Raw genomic sequence first — 24,836 nt, 5'->3', positions numbered from 1 at the left:
ATTGAGGTAGCGTTGTTTCGAAAGAAAGGTTGTGAGTGTTTTGTATGCGGATAACTATAAACCGACGTTTCAAAGGCGAACGCCAGAAGAGTATTTAGAATATATTCAGCAGCAAAATCGCGGGAAGTTAAAGCTATACGTAGGTGCGGCTCCAGGAGTAGGGAAAAGTTATAAAATGCTCTATGATGCTAGAGAAATGAAAAAAGATGGTATGGATATTGTCATTGGTTTAATTGAAACGCACGGCAGAATCGAGACGGAAGAAGCAATTGCTGATTTAGAAAAAGTTCCTTTAAAAGAAATACAGTATAAAGGGAAAGTATTTTATGAGCTTAATGTGGAAGAAATTATAAAGCGTGCGCCGCAAGTAGTTGTAGTGGATGAACTTGCACATAGTAATATTCCTGGATCTAAAAATAAGAAACGGTACATGGATGTACAGGAATTGTTAGATGCGGGTATATCTGTATTATCAGCGTTTAATATTCAACATTTAGAAAGCGTTCATGATATTGTAGCTCAAATTACGAATGTAAAAGTAAGAGAGCGTATTCCAGATTTTATTTTACAAAAAGCAAATGAAATTCAGCTCGTTGATGCAACGCCGGAAGTGCTAAGGAAGAGATTAATAGATGGAAAAATATATAAGGAAGAAAAAATAGAGCAAAGCTTACAAAATTTCTTCACGCTTAATAATTTAGGCGCACTAAGGGAATTATCGCTTCGCGAAGTTGCAGATGATATGGATGAGAAAATTAGTCAAACCGTTATAGAACCAATCGGTGTGAAAGAGAAAATTCTCGTTTGTGTACAATACAGTTCAACAGCAGAGAAATTAATAAGACGGGGATGGCGCATGGCCGATCGGTTAAACGCTGAATTGTATGTGTTAAACGTAGAAAGGGAAAATATAGATTCCCTTTCAGCAGGGAAAAAGCAAACAATTGAAGAGTGGAAATCGCTAACGAATCAATTTGATGCGAGCTTTGTATTAGAAGAGGCGAACGGAAGAAAGCCAGCTGATGTTATTATTGAAGTCGCGAACAGACTACAGGTGACACAAGTTTTACTCGGGCAATCGGCGAGAACACGGTGGGAGGAAATACGAAAAGGTTCTATTGTAAATGAAATTATGAGACAGACGAAGTATATTGATATTCATATCGTCGCTGATCAAAGAGCTTAAGAGACCATCTATAGGTCTCTTAAGCTCTTTGTGCAGCATGGGAATGTAGCATTTTCCTTGCGTGTAAAACTATAAGTAGAAATATAATTGCCCCTAGGAAGAAAATCCAAAAGTAATTTTGATTAAATAAAAGAAACCCACCTACAATAGGCCCTGTACCCATACCAAGATAGCGAATGAAGTTGTACATACCGATGGCAGTTGCGCGTTCTTGTACGAATTCTTCCGTTAATAAAGTAGCGTGAGTCGGCATGGAAAGTCCCATACTAAAACCGTATAAAGAGGTAACGATAATTACGGATGGGATATTGATGCTATATGTGAAAGAGAATAAAGTGACACATATAATATTGAAGAAACTAGTGATGAATAAAGCCTGCTTTGTTGTGAAATGTTTTTGCAAAAATTTGTAGCAATAGCTTCCTAACATAAGAGAAAGGGACATCGGTACAAACATAAGACCAATTTCACTTGCGCTTAGATGAAATATATTTGTTAATATGCTAGGTAAAAAAACGAGGAAACAGAAATATATACAAAATTGAATAAAGCCAATAAGTGTAATGGAAAATCCAGTTTCATTTTTTAAGATAAGCCAGTAATTCTTTTTTGCTTTAGGTTTCTCAATTACATTTGTTTCTGGAAGTAGTGAAATGTTTATAATTAATAAGATTATGCCAATTGTGGATAAAAACAGAAATACAGATAAGTGGCCATTTATACTGCCGAGATAACCACCTATGAGAGGGCCGATCGCAGGTGCGAGAGCAAGTAACATTTGATAAAGGCTCATCGCTTCTCCGCGTTCTTTTCCTTCAAATAAATCACCGATAATCGTTGCTGCAACTACAGGTATAGCCGCTATTCCTATAGCTTGAACAGCTCTAAAAAAAAGAAATAAGTAAATGTTTGGTGAGAAAGCACAACCAATTGAGCCGATTGTACTAATGATTAAACTAGGGATAAGGACAGATTTTCGTCCCTTTGTATCAATTAAAGGTCCATATATGAGCTGCATAATCGCAAGAACGAATGTGAAAAGTGAAACGGTTAAATTTGCAAGATAAAGAGAAGTATGAAACGAATTTTGAATCATCGGTAAGATCGGTGTGTAAATATTTTGAGCGAAGGAACCGAGTAAGGCACTAATACAGACAACATATAAAATGAAATTCAGTTTGGTTTTTTCCATAATGCTAACCTCCTTGTTATTTAGTTTCCTTGGAAACTAAATTAATTTTAACATGATTTTCTCACTTGTAAAGATGGAGAAATGATTTTAAAATGGTATATAGTTAAATTGTTTCTTTGGAAACTTAGGAGGCGAACGGATTGGAACGTACAGCGAAACAAATGGAAATACTTTCGGATATTCGTACACTTTTTCATAAAAAAGAAGAGCATTTGAAAGAAAATAATGAAAAGTTTCTTCGTGAGACAGGTGTAAGTGGTATGTCTCTATCTGAATTACATGTTATCGAGTGTATCGGAAAAAATGGTCTCATGAATGTAACTGCTATTACGACAAAAATGGGAATGACGAAGGGTGCAATCTCTAAAATTTGTACAAAGTTGTTTCAAAAGCAATTCGTTGAGAAAATGCAAATGTTAGATAATCAAAAAGAAATTTTCTTCCGCTTAACGGAAAGAGGAAATGAAATATATAAAGCTCATGAAAAATTGCATAAACAAGCTGAAGAAAAGTGGCTGTTACTTTTAGATGGATATACGAAAGAAGAGCAAGATTTTATTCAAAGGTTTATAAAGGATATCTCTGGTCATTTGGAAATATAATTGGAAGAAAAAACCCCTCCATTTCAAGCCTTTTCAATATAATTTCTGAAAGAACTCATATATAATAGAAAAAGATACTTAACATAGTGAATAATTAAAGAGTCAATATATATAAAGAGGAGAGAATAACATGCTTGAAAATACGGGGTTAGTATTAGAAGGCGGCGGTATGCGTGGTGTATATACGGGCGGGATATTAGAATATTTTATGGAACAAGATTTATATTTTCCATATGTAATTGGTGTATCAGCTGGTGCTTGTCATGCAGCGTCGTATCTTTCCAGACAAAGAAATAGAAATAAAACAGTAAATATTGATTATGCATCACATCCGCAGTATTTATCGTATAAAAACTTGTGGAAAAAACGTCAGCTATTTGATATGGAATTCATTTTTCATGAAATTCCAGAAAAGCATGTACCGTTTGATTTTGAAACATACTTTAATAGTCCAGAGCGTTTCCTTGTAGGAACAACTGATTGTGAAACAGGACAGTCTGTTTATTTTGAAAAAGAGGGAACGAATGATGATGCACTAAATTTATTGCAAGCATCTAGTTCATTACCTTTCATTGCACCGGCAGTAAACTACCGAGGTAAGCAATTGTTAGATGGCGGGATTTCAGATCCGATTCCAGTTCGTAAAGCACAGGAAGATGGATTTAAAAAATCAGTCGTTATTTTGACGAGAAATCATGGTTACGCGAAGAAAAAATCAAAATTTGGTTGGATTGCAGCAAAGGCTTATAAGAAGTATCCAAACCTTGTAAATACGATGCTGAATCGTTATGAAGTGTATAATGAAACACTTCACTACATTGAAAAAGAAGAGCAAGCTGGTAATTTATTTGTTATTCGCCCAGAAGTGCCGCTTCAAGTAGATCGTATGGAAAAGGATACGGCTAAATTACAAAGTTTATATGAGCAAGGCTATGAAGATGCAAAGAGACAATTTGCAGATTTACAGGCGTTTTTGCAAAAATAATAATTAGGCTGTGGAGAAGGAGTTCTCTGCAGCCTTTTTTATTAGTGGTTTCAATACCGAATGTTGGTTATATACATTTTGGGATTATGGTATAATATGGATAAAATTATGTAGAGAGGTGATACATATGGAAAATGTATATAAAGGGCTTAGACATACTGGATTTACAATGTTGCTTATTTTTGGTGGCGTATTTCTACTGCGCTGGTTCATTCATGATGAAATGTTATTAGATCAGCTTATTGGTTTTAGTATAGGAATGGTAATGGTTATTTCATCAGTATTCATTCAAAAGTATAGTAAAGAATTGCAGGTAAATGAGAAATATTAAAGGTTTCTAACCTCTTTTAAGTAGTTTGGTCGTAGAGGAGGCTTTCATATGACTTTTTTATTTGCGGTATATTTTGTTTTTATTATGACATTGTTAATTACATTTCTTCTTTCTAAAAGATCATTTGAGAAGCCTTTTATTAAATATATACCAGCGTTCATATTGTTTATTTTGGCTTGCATTTCTTCTATTATTTTTATATTTAATAACGGAATGGGAGAGCCTATGATAGCAATCTTCTTAGGTGTTACAGCAATAGCGAACGGTCTTTTGCTTTTTGCGTTGAAAGTAGTTCGTGTGATTGTTGCAAAAGGAAAGTAGCGCATCGGAATTCGATGCGCTACTTTTTTATTTACGCTTCTTTTTAATAAATGAAAAGGCTAAAGCTGCAATTAAAATACTGCCTTTAATGATATCTTGCGCATAATAAGGAACGTTCATCATTGTAAGGCCGTTTAATATGATTCCAATTAATACGGAACCAAGAAATGTTCCGATGACATTTGGTTTCTTAGCACCGAACATTGCATAACCGATATAGGCAGCTGCAACTGCATCCATTAATAATGGGGCGCCAGCTGAAACTTGTCCTGTTCCAACGCGGCTACATAGAATAATACCGCCAATAGAGGCAAGTAAACCGCTAATCATATAAGCATATACACGGTAACGATCAGTAGGAATACCAGCTAGTCTAGCAGCTTCTCGATTCCCACCTGTCATATAAAAGAAACGACCGTACGTTGTTTTTTCTAAAAATACATATGCAATTAAAACGACGATAAGCATGATAATGACAGGGACTGGAATTCCTAACACAGAACCTTGACCGATAAATAAAAAGGATGGAATAAAATGTCCTTTGGCACCAGACATTCCTTCATAAATAGAAGATCCTTTTGAAAATGTTAAGTGTAGTCCATTCACGATATACATGATACTTAATGTAGCTAGTAAATCTGGTAGTTTAATTCGGATAACGAGTAGTGCATTTAATAATCCAACTAATAGCCCACAAAGAATAGGAACAAGGAGTGTGACTAATAGTTCTTGTCGATATAAAATGAGACAGGAAGCAGCGGCAATGGTTGCTAAACTAGCGGTAGAGCCGACTGATAAATCAAATCCATCTACAATTAATGTAAAGGTAACACCAATTGCAAGTAACGTTACGATAGAAATGGAACGTAAAATATCACTAATATTGTTGTATGTTAAAAAAGAATCGTTGACGATAGAGAAGAAAATTGTAACACCTATAATGATAGCAATCGTACTAAATTGATAAAAAAGATGAGTAGGTAAATATAGTTTCTTAGTTTTTGTTTTATGAACGAGATTCAATGGAATAACTCCCTTCAGATAAATGTAAAAGCTGTTCAGGAGATAGTTCGTCTGGTAAGTATTCACCTACAAATTCTCCGTTTGCGAGTATAAGAATGCGATCAGCGATATGTAGTGCTTCATCTTGTTCTCCTGTGAAGTAAATTACGGAACTTCCGTTTTCAGTAATGTTACGAATGAATTGAAAAATGTCTTGTTTTGCAGCTATGTCTACACCTTTAGTTGGCTCGTCCAAAAGAAATAGATTCGGTTTGAATCCATGCCACTTTGCAATGGAGACTTTTTGCTGGTTTCCACCGCTAAGTGAATGAATAAATGCTTTTGGGTCATTGGGTGAAATGCTGAAAGAAGAAATTGCTGTAGTAGCATTATTTACTTCGGTTTGCTTTCGTCTCCAACCTGATTGGTGTAAATTAGTGTGGCTTATAATATCTTCCGAAAGAAATACGCCTTGTTTTCTTCTTTCCTCTGGTACAAGTGCGATCTTTGCTTTAATCGCATCTCGCGGTGTTTTAATTGTTATTGTTTGACCATCTATTTCTGCGTGATAAGTATGACGAGTACCAAATAACGTTTCAGCAAGTGTTGTTTTGCCACTGCCAATTAATCCGTATATCACAACAGTTTCACCTTTCCGTACGGTGAGAGAAAGAGGAGAATGGTCTTTGTGTAATGGAAGTTCTTGTACTTTAAATAATTCTTTGTTCCCTCGTTTTGGCGCTGTATTAATAGGAAGTGTAAGTTGTTTTCCAGTCATCGCTTCCACAATTTGTTGATCTGTAACCTTTGTAATCGCTTCAGAAATTGCAACTTTACCGTTATGTAATACGGTTACATCATCCGCGAAATTTCGAATCTCTGATAAACGATGAGAAATTAAGATGATGCCAATTCCTTTCAATGTTAAATCTTTTAATAGTTGCCCGAAGGTTTCAACTTCTTTCGGTCCAAGAGAAGAAGTAGGCTCATCTAATAAAAGATAATTTGTATTGTTGGATAAAGCTCTTGCGATAAGAAGTAATTGTTTTTCATGTAATGAGCAGTTTGAAACATCTTCCGAAACATTTAAATCAGCCTGTACAGTTTGCAAATGTTGTTTAGCGAGTGAGACTAATTTTGACTTTGAAAATAGTACTTTATTTTGCATTGCTAAATGATCGATTAGTACATTTTCTAATACAGATAATCCAGGAATAAGTCCGTGATCCACTTCTTGTGTTACGAAAGAAATACCATGCTTTTTTGCATCGCGTGGTGAAGTAAAGGAAATAGACTGATTATCAATTTTTATATTCCCAGCAACTGGTTGAATTTCACCAGTTGCTATTTTTAGTAAAGTACTTTTTCCTGCACCATTCATTCCTAGTAAAGCGTGAACTTTTCCTTTTTGTATGTTAATAGAAACATTTTCTAGTACAGGGGTAGAGATGTGATAAGAATGTGTAATGTTTTGAAGAGAGAATGTCATCATTTTTTCTCCTTCTCTAATTTTTTCATCCAAGGTGAATATGCATCTTTCGAGTCTCCCCAACCGTTTATATGTTTTGATAATTGATCCATCGTTATATTTTCTTGTGGCAAACTATTTTTCTTTACTAAATAAGGTTCTAGTGAATAAATATCTGGCGTTTGTTCACCAGCGATTTTCTTGTATAAGAAACGCACTTGAACTTTACCGACTTCAGCTGGATCGGTTGCAGCCGTAGCAGTCCAAGGTGAATTTTCTTTTTGCATGAGTTGTAAATCTTCATTACTTAAGTCAATGCTGTATACTTTTATATCTGTACGACCAGCTTGTTCGAGTGCTTTGACGGCCCCCTTAGCAAACTCATCCCACGAAGCGAAAATAGCTTGTAAATCACCTTTTTTCGGATATTTTTTTAGTAAAGCCTCTACTTGTGTTTGCGTATCAAGTGGTGTGTTATTACTAGCGGTACCAAAGCGTGCAACTTCTTTTATATTTGGATAACGTTTATAAAAAGCATCAATGATAACATTGCGACGTTCCATTGGAGCAAATCCGCCAACCCATACGACGGCGATATTCCCTTGTCCATTCAGATCTTCCGCTAACGTTTTTAATGATTTCCATGCAAGACTATAGTCATCTTGATCAATAATCGTTACGCCTGGTAAGCGTAGGTCGTTATCAAATGCAACTACAGGAATATTCGCTTGTAATGCTTTTTCTACTCCGGGTTTTAGTGCTTCAGAGCGACCGTGATCAATTAAAATACCATCAACTTTTGAATTAATAGCAGTATCTAGATTTGCTGCCATTTTTGCTAAATCATTATCAGAATTGTAGACTTGCACACTGCCGCCGAATAGCTCGACTTGTTTTTTGACACCCTCAATATATTGAGAGGAAAAAGTTCCGATGGACATTTGCATAATTAATGCGATTTTTAATGGCTTTTTTACTTGGCTTGGAATTTCTGTTTGTAAATGATTTGCTGCTGTAGTAGTTTCTTTCTTCACCGTTTGTTGCTTTTGTGAAGAGATAGCATCTTGTTCATTTGTGCAAGCTGTTAATGCGAGTAAGAGAATAATGAGTACGGTGGAACATAATTTTTTCATAAAAAAATCCCTCCTAAATTAAGAAAAGAGAGGAGGGAGTGAAAATAAAAACGTCTTTTCATATAGAAAAGACGTCTTATCATATTACTCTTATCTTTCAACACAATGTGTTGTAAGAATTAGCACCGTGCCCATAAATGGGTCGGTTGCCGGGCTTCGTAGGGCTCATCCCTCCACCTGCTCTTGATAAGACATCGAATATTTAACTATTTCGAATTATTCCATAAGTGTATGCTGTTGTCAAATGTTTTTTTGTAAATAAAAAATCCCTCACAACGAGGGATTTTAATGTGGTAAGAAAACTAATTGATAAGCGAACAAGATCCCGAATAAATACACAAGTGGGTGAACAGCACGGAATTGTCCTTTTGCCACTTTCATAAGTGGGTATGAAATAAATCCAAGTGCAATACCTGTTGAGATACTTGATGTAAGTGGCATGCTTAAGATTACTAAAAATGCTGGGAATGCTTCATCGAATGTATCCCAATCGATGTGGCGAACTGAGCCCATCATAAGACTACCAACGATAATTAGTGATGGTGCTGTAATAGCTGAAACGCCAGAAACAGCGCTCACTAACGGTCCGAAGAATGCTGCTAATGCAAATAGAACAGCTACTGTAACAGTTGTTAAACCAGTACGACCACCAGCTGCAACACCAGCAGATGATTCAATGTAAGCTGTTGATGGTGTTGTTCCGAACATAGCTCCAATTGTTGCTGAGAATGAGTCAGATAGAAGAGCTCGTCCTGCTTTTGGAAGCTTTCCATCTTTCATAAATCCACCTTGTTGTGCAACGCCAAGTAGTGTACCTGTTGTATCAAATAGTGTAACAAGGAAGAATGAGAAGACAACGCCGTATAATCCGTAGTTAATTACATCAGATACAGCAGTAATTGGATTTGAAACGATAATTCCTTCTGGTAATCCAGGCATTGATGTAACGCCGCTTGAGAATGTTAATTGACCTGTGAAGTAAGCGATAATACCAGTTAATAACATTCCGATAAATAGTGCCCCGTTTATATTTAAAGACATAAGGATAATTGTAATTCCAAGGCCAGCTAATGCTAGTAGAACTGGAGCAGAGTGAAGATCGCCAAGCCCAACTAAGTTTGCATCATTTTTTGTAACAATTCCCGTTAAGCGCAAACCGATAAAAGCAATAAAAAGACCGATACCAGCAGTAAGTGCATGTTTTAAGTTCTCAGGAATTACTTCCATTAATTTCGTACGGAAAGATGTGAATGATAACAAAATTAAAATCATACCTGCTACGAATACAGCAGAGAATGCAATTGCGAAAGTCATGCCTTCATGGGCTTTTACAACAGAATAAGAGAAGTAAGCATTTAATCCCATACCTGGTGCAATTGCGATTGGTAAATTAGTAAAGATCGCCATAAATAATGTTCCGACAACAGCAGCGATAATTGTAGCTGTAAATGCTTGTTCAAACGGAACACCTGCATCCCCAAGGATGACAGGGTTTACGACAATGATATATGCCATTGTTAAAAAGGTAATAATACCTGCCATAATTTCAGTTTTAATAGAAGTTTTATGTTTTGAAAGGTTAAACATATAAACATCCTTTCTTTTTACGAATAATTTTCACAACAGTTATATATAATATTCGTTTTTTAACTATTTTGCAATAGTTTTGCATAAAAACTTTAGAACAACTCATATTTTATGTCGTAAATTCGAATATTAATCGTAAAACTGTGTGTGCATTGCGGTTCTTTAATGTGTAAGTAGTTTTTTTTATTGTGCGCATTATAAGGGGAAAGGAGTTGAAGGAAGTTATGCCGCAGCAAAAAAACTTTTTAACAATGCCAGCACAACATCAAAATAAACAACCTGGTATTGAATCGTTAATGAATCCTCTTCCAAAGTTTGAAGATCCAAATTATAAAGGAAGTGAAAGGTTAAAAGGAAAGAATGTATTAATTACAGGAGGAGATAGCGGGATTGGAAGAGCTGTTTCTATCGCTTTTGCAAAAGAGGGAGCAAATATTGCGATTGCTTATTTAGATGAGGACGAAGATGCAACTGAGACGAAACAACTTGTGGAAAAAGAAGGCGTGAATTGTGTATTATTGCCGGGAGATTTGAGTAATGAACAACATTGTAAAGAGATTGTAGAAGAGACCGCCCAGCAGCTAGGGGGGCTAAATGTTCTTGTGAATAACGTCGCACAGCAATATCCGCAGCAAGGGCTAGAGTATATTACAGCGGAACAGTTAGAAAAAACGTTCCGTATTAATATTTTTTCTTATTTTCATGTTACAAAAGCAGCCCTCTCTCATTTAAAGCAAGGGGATGTAATTATAAACACGGCATCTATCGTTGCGTATGAAGGAAATGAAATGTTGATTGATTATTCTGCAACGAAAGGAGCGATTGTCGCTTTTACAAGATCGCTCTCTCAGTCGTTAGTACAAAAGGGAATTCGTGTAAATGGTGTTGCACCAGGCCCAATTTGGACACCGCTTATTCCATCCAGTTTTGATGAGAAAAAAGTATCACAGTTTGGGAGTAATGTTCCTATGCAAAGGCCTGGTCAGCCGTATGAATTAGCGCCTGCATATGTATATTTAGCGTCTAGTGATTCGGCATATGTAACGGGACAGATGATGCATGTGAATGGTGGAGTAATTGTGAATGGATAGTTTTCATTTATAAGAGCAAAGTAAAGTTAATTGTATTTATCCCGCATTAACGGGCAGTAAAATTCCACCTCAAAATTCAGGTGGAGCACAGAAGTTAGGTGGGAGATTAACTGCCCGTAAATGCCCGATTGGCGAAGGCTAATAATCAGTGGGGGATGAACAAAACCCCCACTGATTAAAGTTTCACTTTATCCCGCTATTTGCGGGCAGTAAGACCCCTACCTAACAATTCGGTGAATACAAGGAAGTTAGGTGGGAGATAAATGTCCGTAAATGCTCGATTGGTGAAGGCTAATAATCAGTGGGGATGGACAAAATCCCACGACGAGTAAAGTTTCACTTTATTATGATGTTAGTGCTAGGGAGGATTTAGATGAAGAAAGTATGGTTTATCGTAATCCTATTTTTCTGCCTGCCAGCTAGCGTTTTTGCTAATACAGATCATTTAATATTAGTTAACCTTACGACGAATCAGCTGTCTTTTTTTGAAGATGGAAACTATACTAGAACATTTCCGATAACGACAGGAAAAGACAGGACCCCGACGCCTGAGGGTAATTTTTGTATTATAACTAAATATAAAAATAAAGAATACCATCGTAAAAAAATAGCTGGGGGTGCTCCGAATAACCCTCTCGGTACGAGGTGGTTAGGTCTAGATAAAAAGGAATATGCAATTCATGGAACAAATCGGGAATGGACGATTGGAAGCAGGGAGTCGAATGGTTGTATTCGCATGCACGATCGGGACATACAATGGTTATACGACCGGGTACAATTACAGACGAAAGTAATTATTTCTCGTTTTCATACGGGTCCCGAATATGAAGCGTATAAGCTTGGTTATCGGGTTGTGAGTTGGAATGGTCGTAAAGTAGAAGAAGAACAAATTGGAATGCTTACGTTAGTAGATCGTGTAAATATATATTGGCAAGAACCAAATGGACAATTGACGAAAGTAAAAACGGTATTGCCAAATGAAAAATATACAGTGTATTCAAAACGAAAAGATGGAACCTATTATATAGGAAACAATTTGTATATTGTAGATGTAACGGGAGAAAAAATTCGTTATGAGCAATTACCTTATTCGATTTTAAGTAACATATATAAAAGGAAATATAATGTTCCATAATAGCTACCGTGTATAGGCGGTAGCTTATTTGTGATGAAGTTTAGTTGGTTTTAATGATTTCATACCAATCGCGCGCCTGTAAATAGTGAGATAAAAAAATTGGAACAGCAACTATTATGTTTTGCTGAATATAATACAGTACAGACTGGGGGGCGGTCACATTATGAAAAGTGAATTTGCATTTAAAATTTTCTTAATCACGACTTGTTTATTTATCGTGTATTTATATGCGTTACTCGTCTTCTCCTTTTATGTTCCATATATTGATTTAATATTGTTCGTTGGATTTATTTGGGCATTTGTTAAAGCGAGGGAAGGGGAGAAGAGTGTATATCGGCGCATTACTTTATGCGGGACGGTCCTTCTCGTTATTTTGTACTTTTTTATGATGCATGATGTTTGGAGAGGAATGTAAAAAAGCATACGACTAATCGTATGCTTTTACGTTTAATATTTCGGTTTAAATGTATGACAACACGTTTCTACACTCGTTGTTACAGAACTTTCAAGCGTCTCGTTTGTTAAAGTAGCGTTTGTATATGAACTGTTTTCAATTTGACCTGCTTCTTGTGCATCAGGTTGAACAACGATTGCACTTGCTTGACAAAGGTTACCTTGTCCCCAAAATGAGCAATTGGAAACAGAGCATTTCACTTCTGGCATAAAACCCCCTCCTCATACATTAGTGTGGGATTTTACGCCCATTTCATGTATAGAAGGAGTTTCCTTTTCTTATTATTTTTTCGTTTGCTCAAGCCACTCTTTTAATTTGTCTTCCGGTTGTTCGCCGCTAATACGGCTCACTTCTTTACCGTCTTTAAAATGAATGATTGTTGGAGTTCCTTTAATTTTATATTCATCCCAAGGAGCATCTAATTTTTCAATATCCATAACTTTCATATCAACATTCAAGTCTTTAGCCATTGGTACTACGATAGGAGATAATTTTTGGCAATGAACGCAAGATGTTTGATAAAAGTATACTGTTTCTTCTTTTTTCTCTTTTAAATTCTTTTGGAGATCTGAAAGAGAGATTTTATTTGTGTAGTAGTCAGAACCATCTGTTTGACTAGTAGCATTATCAATTTTTTGGCTTGTTGAAGCATTTTTTTCTTCCATTTGTGTTACAGCGAAAATTGCTGCAAACAAGGCGATAATAATACCGCCAAATATAAGCATTTTTTTCATTCTTTCATCTCCTTATTTGTTTTTAATTACGATGAAGCTACAAACAGCGATTGTGATAAAGCCGATAAGTGCTAAAAACGGGATTGTCACAAAGCCGAACCAGTTTATGTATTCTCCCGTACAAGGTACGCGGCCGCAAGCTGCCCCAGCAGCTGAAAATGCTGCGATTTTTTGAATTGCATAGTGATATAAAGAAATACAAGCACCAATACTTGCGATTGGTAAAGAATAACTTGCAATGCGATAGTCTTTCTTTACTACAGCGATACCGAGCCATAAAACAAATGGATACATAAAAATACGTTGATACCAACAAAGGACACAAGGCTCAAATTTCATAATTTCGGAAAAGTATAGACTTCCTAATGTAGCAATAAACGAAGCTCCCCATGCAGTAAGTAAAGCATATTCTTGCTTTTTTTCTCGTCCCATATTTTATACCTCACTTATAATAGTTACATACTAAATTATAGTATGAAGTGGTAGGGAAAAGAAAGAAAAAATATGTTTATCAATAAAAGTTTTATAAGGAGAAACTTTTATTGATATAAACATTTTAAAAAAGCGCTATTCTCATAAAGAGAATAGCGCTATATTTTACATTTGAATTTGCTCTACTTCTTCTACATGTGACTTTTGGGATGCGTGGTCAATATATTGAAATAGGAGCTGCAATTGTTTATCAACTTCTGGTAGTTCTTTACTGTATTGATAAGCGTGTAAAAAATGCTCAATACGCTTAGAAAATAATTGATCGTTCGTTTGAACCATGAGAACGAGTAATTTATCCCAATTACAGCAATACGTGTAATAGAGAGCTTTATCATAGTCGTTATATGTTTGCACTGTGTACCCTCCTTACCGAGGAGTTATATATAGTGTGTGACAAGTAAGGAGAAATACACTTGAAAGAATTTGTTAAGAAAAAAGGTGAATGAAAAGAGAAAAACGAGGGATTTCCTCGTTTTTATGCTTTTGGCATTGGCGTAGGTGTTGGCTTGCCATACCCTTCTTTGTATTTATTGTCGATATAGTTACGAATTTCGAGCGTTGATTTTCCTTTTTGTTTCATGGAAGCCGATTCAACCGCGATTTCTAGGCAGTTGACACAAGTTGTTGCGTGGGAATCCCAAACAACTTCACCATTCTTTTTAATTTCACGAATAAAGCAGTTTTTATTGTTTTTATGTCCTACACTCTCACCGCAACCGCAGTAACATGGAATCCAATCTAATAGCTCTGCATTTTGTCCAGCGACAGTGTAGATATCTTTCATTTGCGGATCAAGCTTGTCTAGGAAGGTAGGGAGTGTGTCGACTCCTTTTGTCTTTTCTTGAATATCAGCTTGCTGAGTATGTGATGCGTGGTCATGCTCTTCTTTTGATTCAGAAGATTTTTTTTCATTTGTACTAGTACTCCCGCATCCAGCAAGAATTAGGCTCAGTACTGCAAGTAAAGAAAATACATACTTTTTCATTCGCTTGTCCCCTTTACAAATGTATTAACCAAATTGTATCAAATATCATGGTGTGTCGGGTGAAGATTTTTTCGACTGATTTTTGAAGCGCCATCGTAGTGAATGGAATAGAAATAAAATTGGGATATAAGCGTATACAATATATAAACCAGCTTGAGACAGTACTGTATTTAATGTATTGATACTTTCACGGTTTGTGAAAAATAAGGATGAAATAAATATAGCTGCAATAAAAAATGGAAGTGTAATTTTAAATGGTACGTGAAAAGACCTTTTACTAATGCAACAAGAAGACCAAATTGTTAAACAAAGATTAGGTAAAATAATAAGATACCACATGAAAATAATGATGTACTCAAACCTTTGGATAAAAGGAATCTTTATGATTTTTAGCATTGTTAATGTTGGCCAAATTGTATGATGTAGTTGTCCTTGGCTATAGTACATAAGGGAAACAATGGCTAGTATTACGTATAGAATTGTTGTAAAAGCAATACCACCGTGCGCCCATTTATTTAATGATTTTTCTTTTTTTATAAATGGATAAAAAACAAGAATTGCTTCAAATCCAAGAAATTCTAATGCAGATGATTTCGCTGCAGTTAGAATTTCTAAAGGTGAATGAGTTAGAATTGGGAGAATGTTACGGACATGCGCGTATTTCATTGGGAAAACTAAGAAAAATAGGACGAAAATCGGTATTACGACGCCCCAAAAACATATTCCTGTTACAGAGCGAAAACCACCTTTAATTACGTAGTAAGTCACAAGTAAAAATAATAAAGTTAATTTCCACGGTTTAATTGTAGGGAAGACCCAAACTTGAATGACTTCAATATATGTACGAAGGACAGTAAGGCAAAATAATAGAAGGTATGCAGCAAAGCATACGGACAAAAATGTTCCAATCCACTTTCCGAAACATGTCGTATGAATATTCATTAAATCATTATCTTTTTCTAACATTTTAAGCATGCAAAATAGCACGATATGAGTTGCAATGCCCGCAATAATAAGAGAAATCCAAGAATCATAACCGGCATATTGCGCAATAATCCTTTGGTATCCTAACACACCTACTCCAATTTGAAGGGAGTGTAATAAAAGAAATGTGAAATAAGGGGAAACAGTATGTGTTTTATCTTGTCCAGCCATTACAGCACCTCACTATTCTCCGATACCAGATTGCACGACATTGATTTGCACATGAACAGCAACGTCTACATTAGGGTACATTTCTTGAATTTGTTTTATAGTCCATTTTCTTGAATGACTACGAATTTCTTCTTGTATACCTATCGGATCGATTTCTTTTTCTTGGAATTGTTTTATTAATTCGTTTAAATGCTTCTCAAGCGTTTTTTCTACATGTTTTTTTACGTAAGTTATATTTTCGTGCTTTGCTAAATCGAGCCAGTCGGGAGCATTTTTTATAAGTCCGTTTAACTTTAAGTGGATGTTAACTTTCGGAATGTCACCGTTTTGGGAAAGAGAACAAAAACTTTTCCCGGATAAGTTTTGAGTAGCGATCAATCCTTTATGCTTACCTTGACGTATCGGAACTTCGTAACGACCATTTTTAGTTGGATTAATGAGTAGTTTTAATAAAAAAGATCCTTTTTTATCTGTGTACATAACCACTTTATCCTTTTTTAAAAAAGCAATTCCTTTAATGGAAGCAGACTTGTCTTCATCAACTTTAATATAAGGAAGAAATGGATCGCATCCAGATGAATAAAAGTTATATAAAAAAATATTTAAAGCTGTCCGAGGGATTGTCTCGGTTTCTATATTTTGCTCCAGTAAATCAGATAGATATAGCGATCCATTCGTTTTGACATGTTTAAGTAATTCTTCTGTTGAACCATCTACAAGCGCTAGTTGCACATCTCGGCCAATATTAGGATCACGTTGTAAGTTGTTAATAACATCCCCAATTCCACGTTCACCAAATGATTTTCCAAATAGGACAACACGCATTTGACCTACAGCGATCGTATGTGGTGATTTGGCGTTTAGAAGTGAAGAAATTGTTTCAATTGTATCTGCGGTAGTTGACTGAGTTTCTGGTTTTGATTGAACGCCTTTTGTGTAATCGGGATATAAGATTGTCCCGCGAAATTTTTTATCTTTCGTTATATCAAATCCACCTATATGAATCATTCGCTGTGTGTCTACTATATTCGGTTGTGTACAGCCGGATTGGAAAATTAAAATGATAATGGAAAAGCATAATAAAGTATTTTTCATTTCTCTTCACCATCATGTTTTTCTTTCGCTTTGTTTGGATCATAGCGCCATTTCTTTTTTGGTCTTAGAAAAGAGGCACGTCCTGCAGTTTGACTAAATGGCAAGCGAAAGAGACCTTCTGCCGTTCCTAAACCGCGAAATGGATATAGAGGTAATAAATAAGGTGATCCAAGTGATTTTAAGCGAATTAAATGAGCTAATATGAGTACGAATCCTACAATGAGACCTAAGCCCCCAAATGCACCAGCTAAAAGAATAAGTGGAAATCGTAGTATCCGGATAGTAGAAGACATTTTTACAGTTGGTGTTGTAAAAGAAGCGAGTGCTGATAAAGCAACTGCAATTAATAAAATGGTACTCGTTAAAGCAGCCTGAACAGATGCTTGGCCAATTACAATCCCGCCAACGATGCCGATTGTTTGTCCAACTTTTGTAGGTAATCGTGCTCCAGCTTCACGGAGCAATTCGATTGTGATTTCTAAAAAAAGTGCTTCTAAAATGGGCGGAAATGGTACATTAGCTCTTGAAAAAATAATCGGACCTAGTAAATCCGCAGGAATCATTTGATAGTGATACGTTAATACAGCTGTATAAATAGCTGATGAAAATAGCGAGAATGCTGCTCCGAAAAAGCGAACCATTCGAAGAAATGAGCCTGCTATCCATGGTAAATAATAATCTTCTGGAGAGACGAAGAAATCGAGTAATGTCGCTGGTCCAGATAATGCGTAAGGTGAACCGTCTGTTAAAATGACGACTCCTCCATTCAATAATGCATAAACGGAGCGATCTAAACGCTCTGTAGGGAGTAAAACAGGGAAGGGAGAGTTGCTGTTATCACTAATAAACTGTTCAATCATAGTTGCATCGAAAGGAACATCAAAGTCAATGTCTTGTAGGCGCTGCATCGCAGTATTAACGTGCTGCTCATTCGTAATATCTTCGATGTAAGCAACTACGACTTTTGTTTTTGATATAGAACCAACTATAACTTCTTTGAAAACTAATTGTTCTGTGACGATATTTCGCCGAAGTAAGTGTATATTTGTATCGATATTCTCAACGAAGCCGACTTTTGGACCGATGACACTATATTCATTCTCTGTATCGTTATATAACCTTGTACCTAAAACTGAACTTTCAGCACGAATAAGTGCATATTCTGCTGAGTGAGAATCATTTTTTAGCTGAATAAGTACATACCCACTTAATAATTTTTCACGAATATCATCAATAGTAGGGCCAGTGATAATCTCCTCAAGTGTGACGATATTTGCTATATCACTTATATTTTCAATGTGATCTAATTCTCTTTTTATAGGTGTTAAAATGAATCGATTAATGAGGAGTGATTCAGCCGTAGATTTATAGTAAAACAAACATAATGTCCCATCTTCTACGATGTTATAAGAAACGAAATCACTCGATTCTTTCATAGTATGGATAAACTCTGGAATGGAACAGATTGTTTTTTTCTTCTTTTTAGACGATAAACGAAACATTTTCTCACCCCTTACTACATCATTTTCTTATGTTAGTTTTTGGGAAAGACGGGAATTTATACTTGAAAATTGAAAGTTCATAAAGAAAAGGAAGAGTATTGAATATCTCTTCCTTTTTGACAGGCTAATTTGTTTTCTTTTCTTTAATAGACTTCACTAATTTAATCATTTCTGCCCGTATATCTTCTTTTTTAACATTTAATTTTTCCGCAATTTGTTTAATATCCATCCCATCTTTTTTCATTTTTAGTACATCGTCAAGAGGGGTATTACTTTTTTGAGAGATGATTGTTAACACGGTAAGTTGGCGTAAGCCGATGTTATATTCTTTCATTTTTTGTTTCAGTCCATCTGGTGTGGACTTTTGCATATTTGCTAATTTTTGCAGTAGTGCTTTTTTCGTTTCTTTATTCATATGATGCTTTTTCAATTTACTTGGGTCTACACCGAAATGCTCGGCTGTTTTCTCCCAAGATTTATTTTGCTTATAGTAAGCTAAAACGTCCTTAATTTCTTTTTTACTTATTCTTGCAATGTGGGCAGCTTTCCAAATTTCATGTTTATTATAGCCGAGTTTTTCGAGCGACTGCATTTCTTCTTCTGAAATAGGCTTATGAGGGTGCATTGTTACTTCTTTTGGCGTGGCAGCGGAAGCAGGAAAGACAGATATCCCGCACAATAATGCTGCCATAGTCATACTTACTACGATTTTCTTATACATGTAAACTCCTCCTAGATGGGTAATGTGGAAAACTTACACATATCATTTCCATAAAATGTGAAAAACTTGTGAACAAGTTAAGTTTTTTTATTCACAGTATAAAAAGAAGTTTTTCATGGTTTTCCAACATAAAACATTGATTAATAGTGAAAAACTAGGTTATAATCGAAATTGAAAATCAATATCAATGACGGATTTATACATATAGATAAAAATAAGGGAGAGAAAAATATGACTACATATACTTCCATCGCAAACGTTATTAAAGAAAGACGTTCTGTTCGTACATTTACAGATAAAGCAGTAGAAAAAGAGCTATTAATTGAACTATTAAACGACGCAACATGGGCACCGAATCATAAACACCGTGAACCATGGAATTGTAAATTATACATTGGAGAAGGCCGTCAGAAATTAGTAGACGCAGTACTAAACTCTTTCACAGAAGAAGAAAGAGCGAAACGCGGCAAGATTTTATCTGATCGTTTCTTAAGCACACCTGCACAAATCGTTGTTTACATTAATGAAGATCCGCGTCAAATTCAACGTGACGAAGATTACGCTGCAACATGTGCATTTATGCAAAACTTCCAATTACTTGCTTGGGAACGCGGATTAGGCTGTGTTTGGAAATCAGGTGGATTAAACTACAATCCACTATTTATAGAAGGAATTGGTTTAACACGAGGCCAACGCATCATTGGAATTCTTCATATCGGCTATTTCGATAAAGCACCAGAAGGAAAAGCGCGTACGCCGATTACGGAGAAGATGGAGATTATTGAAGGTTAATTAGAAAGAGGCATTCTCGTTTTTTTAGAGGGTGTCTTTTTATTATGCAATCAATCCTCATGAAAGCTTGTTCCTCATCATACACTTTCTTAAGGGAAAGTGTAAGGAGGGAAAATAATGAGAGCAAGTGATGATAAAGCACTACAATATGCGATTGCTGAAATTACGGAAATTGCGACTGGATTTGGTCTTGATTTTTATCCGATGCGCTATGAAGTATGTCCAGCGGAAATTATCTATACATTTGGTGCATATGGGATGCCGACGAGGTTTTCGCATTGGAGTTTTGGAAAGCAATTTTTCAGAATGAAATTACAATACGATTTAGGACTTAGTAAAATTTATGAACTCGTTATTAACTCTGATCCATGTTACGCCTTTTTATTAGATACGAATTCTTTAATTCAAAATAAATTAATCGTGGCGCACGTTTTAGCACATTGTGATTTCTTCAAAAATAATATTCGTTTTTCTAATACGAAACGCGATATGGTGGAGAGTATGGCAGCGACAGCAGATCGTGTGAAGGCGTATGAACATAAGTATGGAAGAGAAGAGGTAGAAACATTTTTAGATGCCGTACTTGCCATTCAAGAACATATTGATCCATCGCTTATGCGTCCGAAACTTGCATGGAGTATTGAAGATTTAGAAGAGGATGTAGAAAAGAAAAAGATATCACAGTACGATGATTTATGGAATTTAGATGATCGAAACAAAAAGAGAGAACGACCTAATATGCATAAAAAGAAGAAAATCCCACCGCAGCCAGAAAAAGATTTACTCCTCTTTATTGAAGAATATAGCCGTGAGCTAGAAGAGTGGCAGCGCGACATATTAACGATGATGCGTGAAGAAATGTTATACTTCTGGCCACAGCTTGAAACGAAGATTATGAATGAAGGTTGGGCTTCCTTCTGGCATCAACGCATACTTCGTGAAATGGACTTAACATCTGGTGAAGCAATTGAATTTGCGAAATTAAATGCAGGTGTCGTACAGCCATCAAAAACAAGTATTAATCCATACTACCTCGGTATTAAAATGTTCGAAGATATTGAAGAGCGCTATAACAACCCGACAGAAGAAATGAAACGACGCGGTGTGAAACCTGGTTCTGGTCGTGACAAAATCTTTGAAGTACGGGAAATTGAATGGGATGTATCGTTCCTAAGAAACTATTTAAATAAAAAACTTGTAATGAGAGAAGATATGTACTTATTCCAGCGCCAAGGAAAAGAATATAAAGTAATTGATAAAGAATGGGAGCATGTGCGTGATCAACTTGTAAATATGCGTACAAATGGAGGTTTCCCGTACTTAGTAGTAGAAGATGGAGACTACTTAAAGAATGGGGAATTGTACATTAAACATAGCTATGAAGGAATTGAACTAGATTTAAAATACTTAGAAAAAGTATTACCGTATCTTCATCAGCTATGGGGAAGAACAGTGCATATGGAGTCGATGGTGGAGAGTAAGGGTGTTGTGTTTTCTTATGATGGGAAGATGGTGCATAGGAAGTATGTGTGAAAAAGGTAGTTACCTTGGATATATAATATCTAAGGTAACTACCTTTTTATATAGGATATAGAAAAGAATTGAGAATTAAAAATATGTTCGTTTCATAAATGCTCAATTTGTGATAAAACGGTAATATAAGTATTATTTTGTATTTTTATTTTTTATTACTGATATTATGTATCGGTGAGTCTAAGGAGAGAAAATATTTGAGTAGAACGGCGGATTATACAGTACAAGGCTTTTTATACCAATTTCATAAAGGTTTGTATGAATTATTAGATAGTACAGATGAAACAGAAATTACTGTTGAGGGGATAGTAGAAGATATAGATGTAACAGTAGAAGACGGAATTAGAGCTATTCAGTGTAAATATCACGAAGCAAAAACTGTTTTTAATTTGAGTGACATCTATAAACCAGTGTTACAAATGATGGAGCATTTTTATCAAAATGGAAATGTATCTAAAAATGTTAAATATGTTCTTTTTGCATATTTTCCTAATTATGAAGGAACGACTTTTGCGTTAACAGAAGAGCATATTAATGAAATATTCGAAAGTAAAAACAAAACTTACCAAAGGTATATTAATCTATTGAAAGGGAATTTAAAAATCAATGATTTTTTAAGTTGTTTTGAATTGGAATTTGGACCATCCATGGAAAAACTAGTTGAGGATATACAACAGCGATTTGAACAGGAAGGGTTTGATAAAGTTGATATTGAGACGTTATTATATCCAAATGCCATTCAAAAAATAGCGGAAATTAGTTCGAAACACACAGTGCAGCAGAGGGGCATTGTAAAAAAGGATTTTATTCATAATCTTAAACGAATCAGAAAAACCGCAATTACCAAGTGGACCATGGCACTTAAAAATTACCGTCAGATTCTTAAGACTAGAAAAGATCAATTGAGAATAAACCTACAACAGAATTCTAGATCAAGATACTTTGTTATTAAGGATAATGTTGTTAAAGATTTCGATGTACATATTGTGAATTTTATGAAAGAGTATTGTGACAAATATTTTGTTAAGCCGATACAAAATAAAACACCATTATTTTGTATTGACTGCCCAAAAGAGAAACTTTTGGAAATAGAAAGACGTTTATTTGAAAAAGGCATCAATACAGAAACTGGAAAGATTGGACAGGCATTTTATAAAACGCGCTTTGTTCGTGAACCGATGGTTAAAACAAAGAATGGTAAAATTCTAGAAAGAGAATTTGATGTAAAATTATTACATTATTCGAATTTTGACGTAATAAAGGAACATAAATGCGATGATCTATTTCTCATTAGTAATAATCTAGATATTGATATAAAAGATGTTGAAGTTGAAAAGATTGAATTGAGCACTTTTGATGAGATTAAATACATATTAGGAATGAGGGCTACATATGAGTGAGCAAGAAAGAATTGGATTTGTTTTGGAGAGTACACAAAATAATATTGTAGTAGGTTTAGATGGATTTGAAGTTTTTGATAGGAATAAAGAAAATTTACAAATTGGTAAGTATATTAAGATTCAAGATGGAAATCATCGATTTATTTTGGCATGTATTTTAAATGTAAGGGCAATAAAGAAAGTAGAGCAAAATGAAGTCGAATCTGAAAATCCTTTTGAAGGTTACAAGTTTCAAATAGATACACAACCTATTGGAACGATTGAAGAAGAGTTTTTTCAAAGGGGGAATACATGTTTACCAGTTCCGACAGAATCAGTTTTTCTGGTAACAGAATCAGATTTAATGAGTGTTTTTGAAACATATGGTGAACATAATTTTACTTTTGGAAAGCTTACACAAAATAATAATATAGATTTAAAGATTGATGGAGATAAATTTTTTGGTAAACATGTTGGGATTGTAGGATCTACGGGAGCAGGAAAATCTTGTACAGTTGCTAAGTTATTACAGCAATGTGTTGGAATTAATAATGGACAGAATGTTTTTAAAGAGCAACAAAAAAATTCGCACATTATAATATTTGATATTCATGCGGAATACAATGCAGCATTTAATTTGTCTCAAGAACAGGGATTTAACTTAAATAAATTAAATGTTTCAAATCTTATCTTGCCATACTGGTTAATGAATTCGGAAGAGTTAGAAGCAATGTTTATTGAAAGTAATGAAGCAAACTCACATAATCAAATATCACAGTTTAGAAATGCAGTTGTTCTAAATAAACAAAAATATAATCAAAATGTGAACGATATAGCTTTTGATACGCCTGTTTATTTTAATATCCAAGAGGTGTGTAATTATATCGGAAATTTAAACAATGAAGTTGTTAGTAAAAACCCTGGAGAACACACGCCTAAAATATTACTACACGATAATACTACACGTTTAATTACTAATCGAGAAGAATATTTTAATGAACTATTTGAATTTGTACCTCAGTCAAATACAAAGGACAATAAAGCAAGTGGCGGACCGTTTAAAGGTGAGTTTGATCGATTTATTATGAGATTACAAAATAAAATAAATGATAAACGATTAAGCTTTATCATGAATAATACAAAAGAGGATAGTTCAAATTATACTACGGATGATTTTGAACTTATTATCAAGCAATTTTTGGGATATGTAAATAAGGCAAATGTAAGTATTGTTGACTTAAGTGGAATTCCCTTTGAAGTATTAAACATCTCTGTTAGCTTGATATCTAGATTAGTCTTTGATTTTTGTTTTCATTATTCAAAAATTCAACATGAGAAAGATCGTTTGAATGAAATTCCTGTATTAATTGTATGCGAAGAGGCACATATTTATATTCCGAAGGAAAATGGCAGTCAATATAAAGCTTCTAAAAAATCCTTAGAAAGAATTGCAAAAGAAGGGCGTAAATATGGTTTAAGTCTTATGGTTGTTAGTCAAAGACCTTCAGAGGTTTCTGATACAATCTTTGCCCAATGTAATAACTTTATTTCTTTAAGATTAACAAACTACAATGATCAAAACTATGTAAAGAGGTTAATGCCAGATACAACTAATGGTATAGCTGATGTACTTCCTAATTTAGCACCTGGAGAATTTGTAATTGTAGGAGATGCAGTTATAATGCCGAGTATTGCTAAAGCTGAAAGGCCTAATCCAGAGCCTGAATCTAAGAACGTTAATTTTCATACCGAATGGCAGACGGATTGGAAAGAGGTTGAATTTACGAATGTTATTTCTAGATGGCGGAAGGAAATATATGAAGAAAAAGTGAAAGTAGAGGTTACTAATTGATTGATAGTAACATTGAGTATTTTATGCAAAAGAAGTGTTTTTAATGAAAGTCATCAAAGAAGAGAGGTGATATATACAGATGTTTAAAAATAGGGTTATAGGGTTATAG

Annotated in this window: 26 protein-coding genes and 1 riboswitch; of the genes, 12 read left to right on the top strand and 14 right to left on the bottom strand. The window is 35.0% G+C overall.

Translation table 11 applies throughout. The annotated features are described in order from the left end of the window. Positions 1-31 precede the first annotated feature (31 nt). Positions 32-1,186 (top strand): KdpD-like non-kinase potassium sensor, encoded by a 1,155-nt coding sequence (gene kdpDN, locus MHH66_RS22725; RefSeq protein WP_100248557.1) that lies wholly within the window; start codon positions 32-34, stop codon positions 1,184-1,186. 19 nt (positions 1,187-1,205) lie between these two features. On the opposite strand, the gene MHH66_RS22720 is transcribed toward kdpDN, so the two are convergent. Next, positions 1,206-2,378, bottom strand: a complete 1,173-nt coding sequence (locus MHH66_RS22720) for an MFS transporter (RefSeq protein WP_078184490.1) — start codon at positions 2,376-2,378, stop codon at positions 1,206-1,208. A gap of 140 nt (positions 2,379-2,518) precedes the next feature. Between MHH66_RS22720 and MHH66_RS22715 the strand changes: the two genes are divergently transcribed. The 4 genes from MHH66_RS22715 to MHH66_RS22700 all read left to right on the top strand — a co-directional run bounded on the left by MHH66_RS22715 (position 2,519) and on the right by MHH66_RS22700 (position 4,617). Then, positions 2,519-2,980 (top strand): MarR family transcriptional regulator, encoded by a 462-nt coding sequence (locus MHH66_RS22715; RefSeq protein WP_078184491.1) that lies wholly within the window; start codon positions 2,519-2,521, stop codon positions 2,978-2,980. A 130-nt stretch (positions 2,981-3,110) separates the two neighbouring features. Beyond that, complete coding sequence (locus MHH66_RS22710; protein ID WP_002140445.1) at positions 3,111-3,965, top strand: patatin-like phospholipase family protein; 855 nt, start codon at positions 3,111-3,113, stop codon at positions 3,963-3,965. A 127-nt stretch (positions 3,966-4,092) separates the two neighbouring features. Then, entirely contained in the window at positions 4,093-4,296 is a 204-nt protein-coding gene (locus tag MHH66_RS22705) for a hypothetical protein (RefSeq protein WP_000432819.1), read from the top strand. Between the two features lie 48 nt (positions 4,297-4,344). Further along, positions 4,345-4,617 carry a hypothetical protein gene (locus MHH66_RS22700; protein ID WP_063218561.1) on the top strand — a complete coding sequence of 91 codons (273 nt, stop codon included), beginning with the start codon at positions 4,345-4,347 and terminating at the stop codon, positions 4,615-4,617. 27 nt (positions 4,618-4,644) lie between these two features. Here MHH66_RS22700 and MHH66_RS22695 read toward each other — a convergent pair whose 3' ends face one another. From MHH66_RS22695 to MHH66_RS22680, 4 genes are all read right to left on the bottom strand, one after another. Further along, entirely contained in the window at positions 4,645-5,640 is a 996-nt protein-coding gene (locus tag MHH66_RS22695; protein WP_001054974.1) for an ABC transporter permease, read from the bottom strand. Continuing rightward, positions 5,624-7,111 (bottom strand): sugar ABC transporter ATP-binding protein, encoded by a 1,488-nt coding sequence (locus MHH66_RS22690; protein ID WP_063218572.1) that lies wholly within the window; start codon positions 7,109-7,111, stop codon positions 5,624-5,626. Before MHH66_RS22690 ends, MHH66_RS22695 begins: the two co-directional genes overlap by 17 nt. Then, on the bottom strand, positions 7,108-8,220 hold the full coding sequence (locus tag MHH66_RS22685) for a sugar ABC transporter substrate-binding protein (protein WP_002125355.1): 1,113 nt from the start codon (positions 8,218-8,220) through the stop codon (positions 7,108-7,110). Before MHH66_RS22685 ends, MHH66_RS22690 begins: the two co-directional genes overlap by 4 nt. 87 nt (positions 8,221-8,307) lie before the next feature. Continuing rightward, a riboswitch (SAM riboswitch) is annotated at positions 8,308-8,413 on the bottom strand. A gap of 92 nt (positions 8,414-8,505) precedes the next feature. Next, entirely contained in the window at positions 8,506-9,807 is a 1,302-nt protein-coding gene (locus MHH66_RS22680; RefSeq protein WP_002029878.1) for an NCS2 family permease, read from the bottom strand. Between the two features lie 224 nt (positions 9,808-10,031). Here MHH66_RS22680 and MHH66_RS22675 point away from each other — a divergent pair, with 224 nt between their 5' ends. From MHH66_RS22675 to MHH66_RS22665, 3 genes are all read left to right on the top strand, one after another. Then, a complete protein-coding gene (locus MHH66_RS22675) occupies positions 10,032-10,898 on the top strand; it encodes an SDR family oxidoreductase (RefSeq protein ID WP_063218573.1) in 867 nt (288 codons plus the stop codon). 373 nt (positions 10,899-11,271) lie between these two features. Next, the gene (locus MHH66_RS22670; RefSeq protein ID WP_078184492.1) at positions 11,272-12,033 is read left to right on the top strand and encodes a L,D-transpeptidase; all 762 of its coding nucleotides are present in this window, start codon (positions 11,272-11,274) and stop codon (positions 12,031-12,033) included. Positions 12,034-12,196: 163 nt separating this feature from the next. Continuing rightward, a complete protein-coding gene (locus MHH66_RS22665; protein ID WP_002029881.1) occupies positions 12,197-12,448 on the top strand; it encodes a hypothetical protein in 252 nt (83 codons plus the stop codon). A gap of 32 nt (positions 12,449-12,480) precedes the next feature. Here the strand turns inward: MHH66_RS22665 and MHH66_RS22660 are convergent, their stop codons facing one another. The 9 genes from MHH66_RS22660 to MHH66_RS22620 form a co-directional block, all read right to left on the bottom strand. After that, positions 12,481-12,696 carry a DUF1540 domain-containing protein gene (locus MHH66_RS22660; RefSeq protein ID WP_002029883.1) on the bottom strand — a complete coding sequence of 72 codons (216 nt, stop codon included), beginning with the start codon at positions 12,694-12,696 and terminating at the stop codon, positions 12,481-12,483. A 72-nt stretch (positions 12,697-12,768) separates the two neighbouring features. Then, positions 12,769-13,221: a thioredoxin family protein gene (locus MHH66_RS22655; RefSeq protein WP_002029885.1), complete on the bottom strand. Its 453-nt coding sequence runs from the start codon at positions 13,219-13,221 to the stop codon at positions 12,769-12,771. Between the two features lie 12 nt (positions 13,222-13,233). Then, positions 13,234-13,653 carry a disulfide formation protein C gene (locus MHH66_RS22650; RefSeq protein WP_000532269.1) on the bottom strand — a complete coding sequence of 140 codons (420 nt, stop codon included), beginning with the start codon at positions 13,651-13,653 and terminating at the stop codon, positions 13,234-13,236. A 165-nt stretch (positions 13,654-13,818) separates the two neighbouring features. After that, positions 13,819-14,067 carry a YhdB family protein gene (locus tag MHH66_RS22645; RefSeq protein ID WP_001195459.1) on the bottom strand — a complete coding sequence of 83 codons (249 nt, stop codon included), beginning with the start codon at positions 14,065-14,067 and terminating at the stop codon, positions 13,819-13,821. A gap of 121 nt (positions 14,068-14,188) precedes the next feature. Next, entirely contained in the window at positions 14,189-14,698 is a 510-nt protein-coding gene (locus MHH66_RS22640; protein WP_000761039.1) for a PCYCGC domain-containing protein, read from the bottom strand. A gap of 45 nt (positions 14,699-14,743) precedes the next feature. Continuing rightward, a complete protein-coding gene (locus tag MHH66_RS22635) occupies positions 14,744-15,853 on the bottom strand; it encodes a GerAB/ArcD/ProY family transporter (protein WP_078184493.1) in 1,110 nt (369 codons plus the stop codon). A gap of 12 nt (positions 15,854-15,865) precedes the next feature. Next, positions 15,866-16,948, bottom strand: coding sequence for a spore germination protein GerYC (gene gerYC, locus MHH66_RS22630; RefSeq protein WP_002140451.1), 1,083 nt, complete (start codon positions 16,946-16,948; stop codon positions 15,866-15,868). Beyond that, a complete protein-coding gene (locus tag MHH66_RS22625) occupies positions 16,945-18,450 on the bottom strand; it encodes a spore germination protein (protein WP_078184494.1) in 1,506 nt (501 codons plus the stop codon). The genes gerYC and MHH66_RS22625 overlap by 4 nt, the downstream gene beginning before the upstream one ends. Before the next feature lie 124 nt (positions 18,451-18,574). After that, positions 18,575-19,171: a hypothetical protein gene (locus MHH66_RS22620; RefSeq protein ID WP_078184495.1), complete on the bottom strand. Its 597-nt coding sequence runs from the start codon at positions 19,169-19,171 to the stop codon at positions 18,575-18,577. Positions 19,172-19,402: 231 nt separating this feature from the next. On the opposite strand from MHH66_RS22620, the gene MHH66_RS22615 reads away from it, so the two are divergent. The 4 genes from MHH66_RS22615 (at position 19,403) to MHH66_RS22600 (ending at position 24,727) form a co-directional block, all read left to right on the top strand. Further along, positions 19,403-19,963, top strand: coding sequence for a nitroreductase family protein (locus MHH66_RS22615; RefSeq protein ID WP_002087479.1), 561 nt, complete (start codon positions 19,403-19,405; stop codon positions 19,961-19,963). Between the two features lie 117 nt (positions 19,964-20,080). Further along, on the top strand, positions 20,081-21,496 hold the full coding sequence (gene spoVR / locus MHH66_RS22610; RefSeq protein ID WP_078184496.1) for a stage V sporulation protein SpoVR: 1,416 nt from the start codon (positions 20,081-20,083) through the stop codon (positions 21,494-21,496). A gap of 197 nt (positions 21,497-21,693) precedes the next feature. Next, positions 21,694-22,896, top strand: a complete 1,203-nt coding sequence (locus MHH66_RS22605) for a hypothetical protein (RefSeq protein ID WP_078184497.1) — start codon at positions 21,694-21,696, stop codon at positions 22,894-22,896. Further along, complete coding sequence (locus MHH66_RS22600) at positions 22,889-24,727, top strand: ATP-binding protein (protein WP_078184498.1); 1,839 nt, start codon at positions 22,889-22,891, stop codon at positions 24,725-24,727. Before MHH66_RS22605 ends, MHH66_RS22600 begins: the two co-directional genes overlap by 8 nt. Positions 24,728-24,836: the final 109 nt, after the last annotated feature.

Origin of the sequence: Bacillus sp. FSL H8-0492, from assembly GCF_038006145.1 — a bacterium.
GTDB classification, from domain to species: Bacteria; Bacillota; Bacilli; order Bacillales; family Bacillaceae_G; genus Bacillus_A; species Bacillus_A mycoides.
This window is presented reverse-complemented; position numbering and strand designations above follow the sequence as displayed.

Excerpts from the sequence above, each read along its gene's own strand:
- MHH66_RS22700 (WP_063218561.1), top strand. The coding sequence starts at position 4,345 with ATGACTTTTTTATTTGCGGTATATTTTGTTTTTATTATGACATTGTTA.
- MHH66_RS22600 (WP_078184498.1), top strand. The coding sequence starts at position 22,889 with ATGAGTGAGCAAGAAAGAATTGGATTTGTTTTGGAGAGTACACAAAAT.
- MHH66_RS22710 (WP_002140445.1), top strand. The coding sequence starts at position 3,111 with ATGCTTGAAAATACGGGGTTAGTATTAGAAGGCGGCGGTATGCGTGGT.
- MHH66_RS22635 (WP_078184493.1), bottom strand. The coding sequence starts at position 15,853 with ATGGCTGGACAAGATAAAACACATACTGTTTCCCCTTATTTCACATTT.
- MHH66_RS22650 (WP_000532269.1), bottom strand. The coding sequence starts at position 13,653 with ATGGGACGAGAAAAAAAGCAAGAATATGCTTTACTTACTGCATGGGGA.
- spoVR (WP_078184496.1), top strand. The coding sequence starts at position 20,081 with ATGAGAGCAAGTGATGATAAAGCACTACAATATGCGATTGCTGAAATT.
- MHH66_RS22620 (WP_078184495.1), bottom strand. The coding sequence starts at position 19,171 with ATGTATAAGAAAATCGTAGTAAGTATGACTATGGCAGCATTATTGTGC.
- gerYC (WP_002140451.1), bottom strand. The coding sequence starts at position 16,948 with ATGAAAAATACTTTATTATGCTTTTCCATTATCATTTTAATTTTCCAA.
- MHH66_RS22625 (WP_078184494.1), bottom strand. The coding sequence starts at position 18,450 with ATGTTTCGTTTATCGTCTAAAAAGAAGAAAAAAACAATCTGTTCCATT.
- MHH66_RS22615 (WP_002087479.1), top strand. The coding sequence starts at position 19,403 with ATGACTACATATACTTCCATCGCAAACGTTATTAAAGAAAGACGTTCT.
- MHH66_RS22665 (WP_002029881.1), top strand. The coding sequence starts at position 12,197 with ATGAAAAGTGAATTTGCATTTAAAATTTTCTTAATCACGACTTGTTTA.
- MHH66_RS22680 (WP_002029878.1), bottom strand. The coding sequence starts at position 9,807 with ATGTTTAACCTTTCAAAACATAAAACTTCTATTAAAACTGAAATTATG.
- MHH66_RS22675 (WP_063218573.1), top strand. The coding sequence starts at position 10,032 with ATGCCGCAGCAAAAAAACTTTTTAACAATGCCAGCACAACATCAAAAT.
- MHH66_RS22705 (WP_000432819.1), top strand. The coding sequence starts at position 4,093 with ATGGAAAATGTATATAAAGGGCTTAGACATACTGGATTTACAATGTTG.
- MHH66_RS22685 (WP_002125355.1), bottom strand. The coding sequence starts at position 8,220 with ATGAAAAAATTATGTTCCACCGTACTCATTATTCTCTTACTCGCATTA.
- MHH66_RS22720 (WP_078184490.1), bottom strand. The coding sequence starts at position 2,378 with ATGGAAAAAACCAAACTGAATTTCATTTTATATGTTGTCTGTATTAGT.
- MHH66_RS22690 (WP_063218572.1), bottom strand. The coding sequence starts at position 7,111 with ATGATGACATTCTCTCTTCAAAACATTACACATTCTTATCACATCTCT.
- MHH66_RS22670 (WP_078184492.1), top strand. The coding sequence starts at position 11,272 with ATGAAGAAAGTATGGTTTATCGTAATCCTATTTTTCTGCCTGCCAGCT.
- MHH66_RS22655 (WP_002029885.1), bottom strand. The coding sequence starts at position 13,221 with ATGAAAAAAATGCTTATATTTGGCGGTATTATTATCGCCTTGTTTGCA.
- MHH66_RS22640 (WP_000761039.1), bottom strand. The coding sequence starts at position 14,698 with ATGAAAAAGTATGTATTTTCTTTACTTGCAGTACTGAGCCTAATTCTT.
- MHH66_RS22660 (WP_002029883.1), bottom strand. The coding sequence starts at position 12,696 with ATGCCAGAAGTGAAATGCTCTGTTTCCAATTGCTCATTTTGGGGACAA.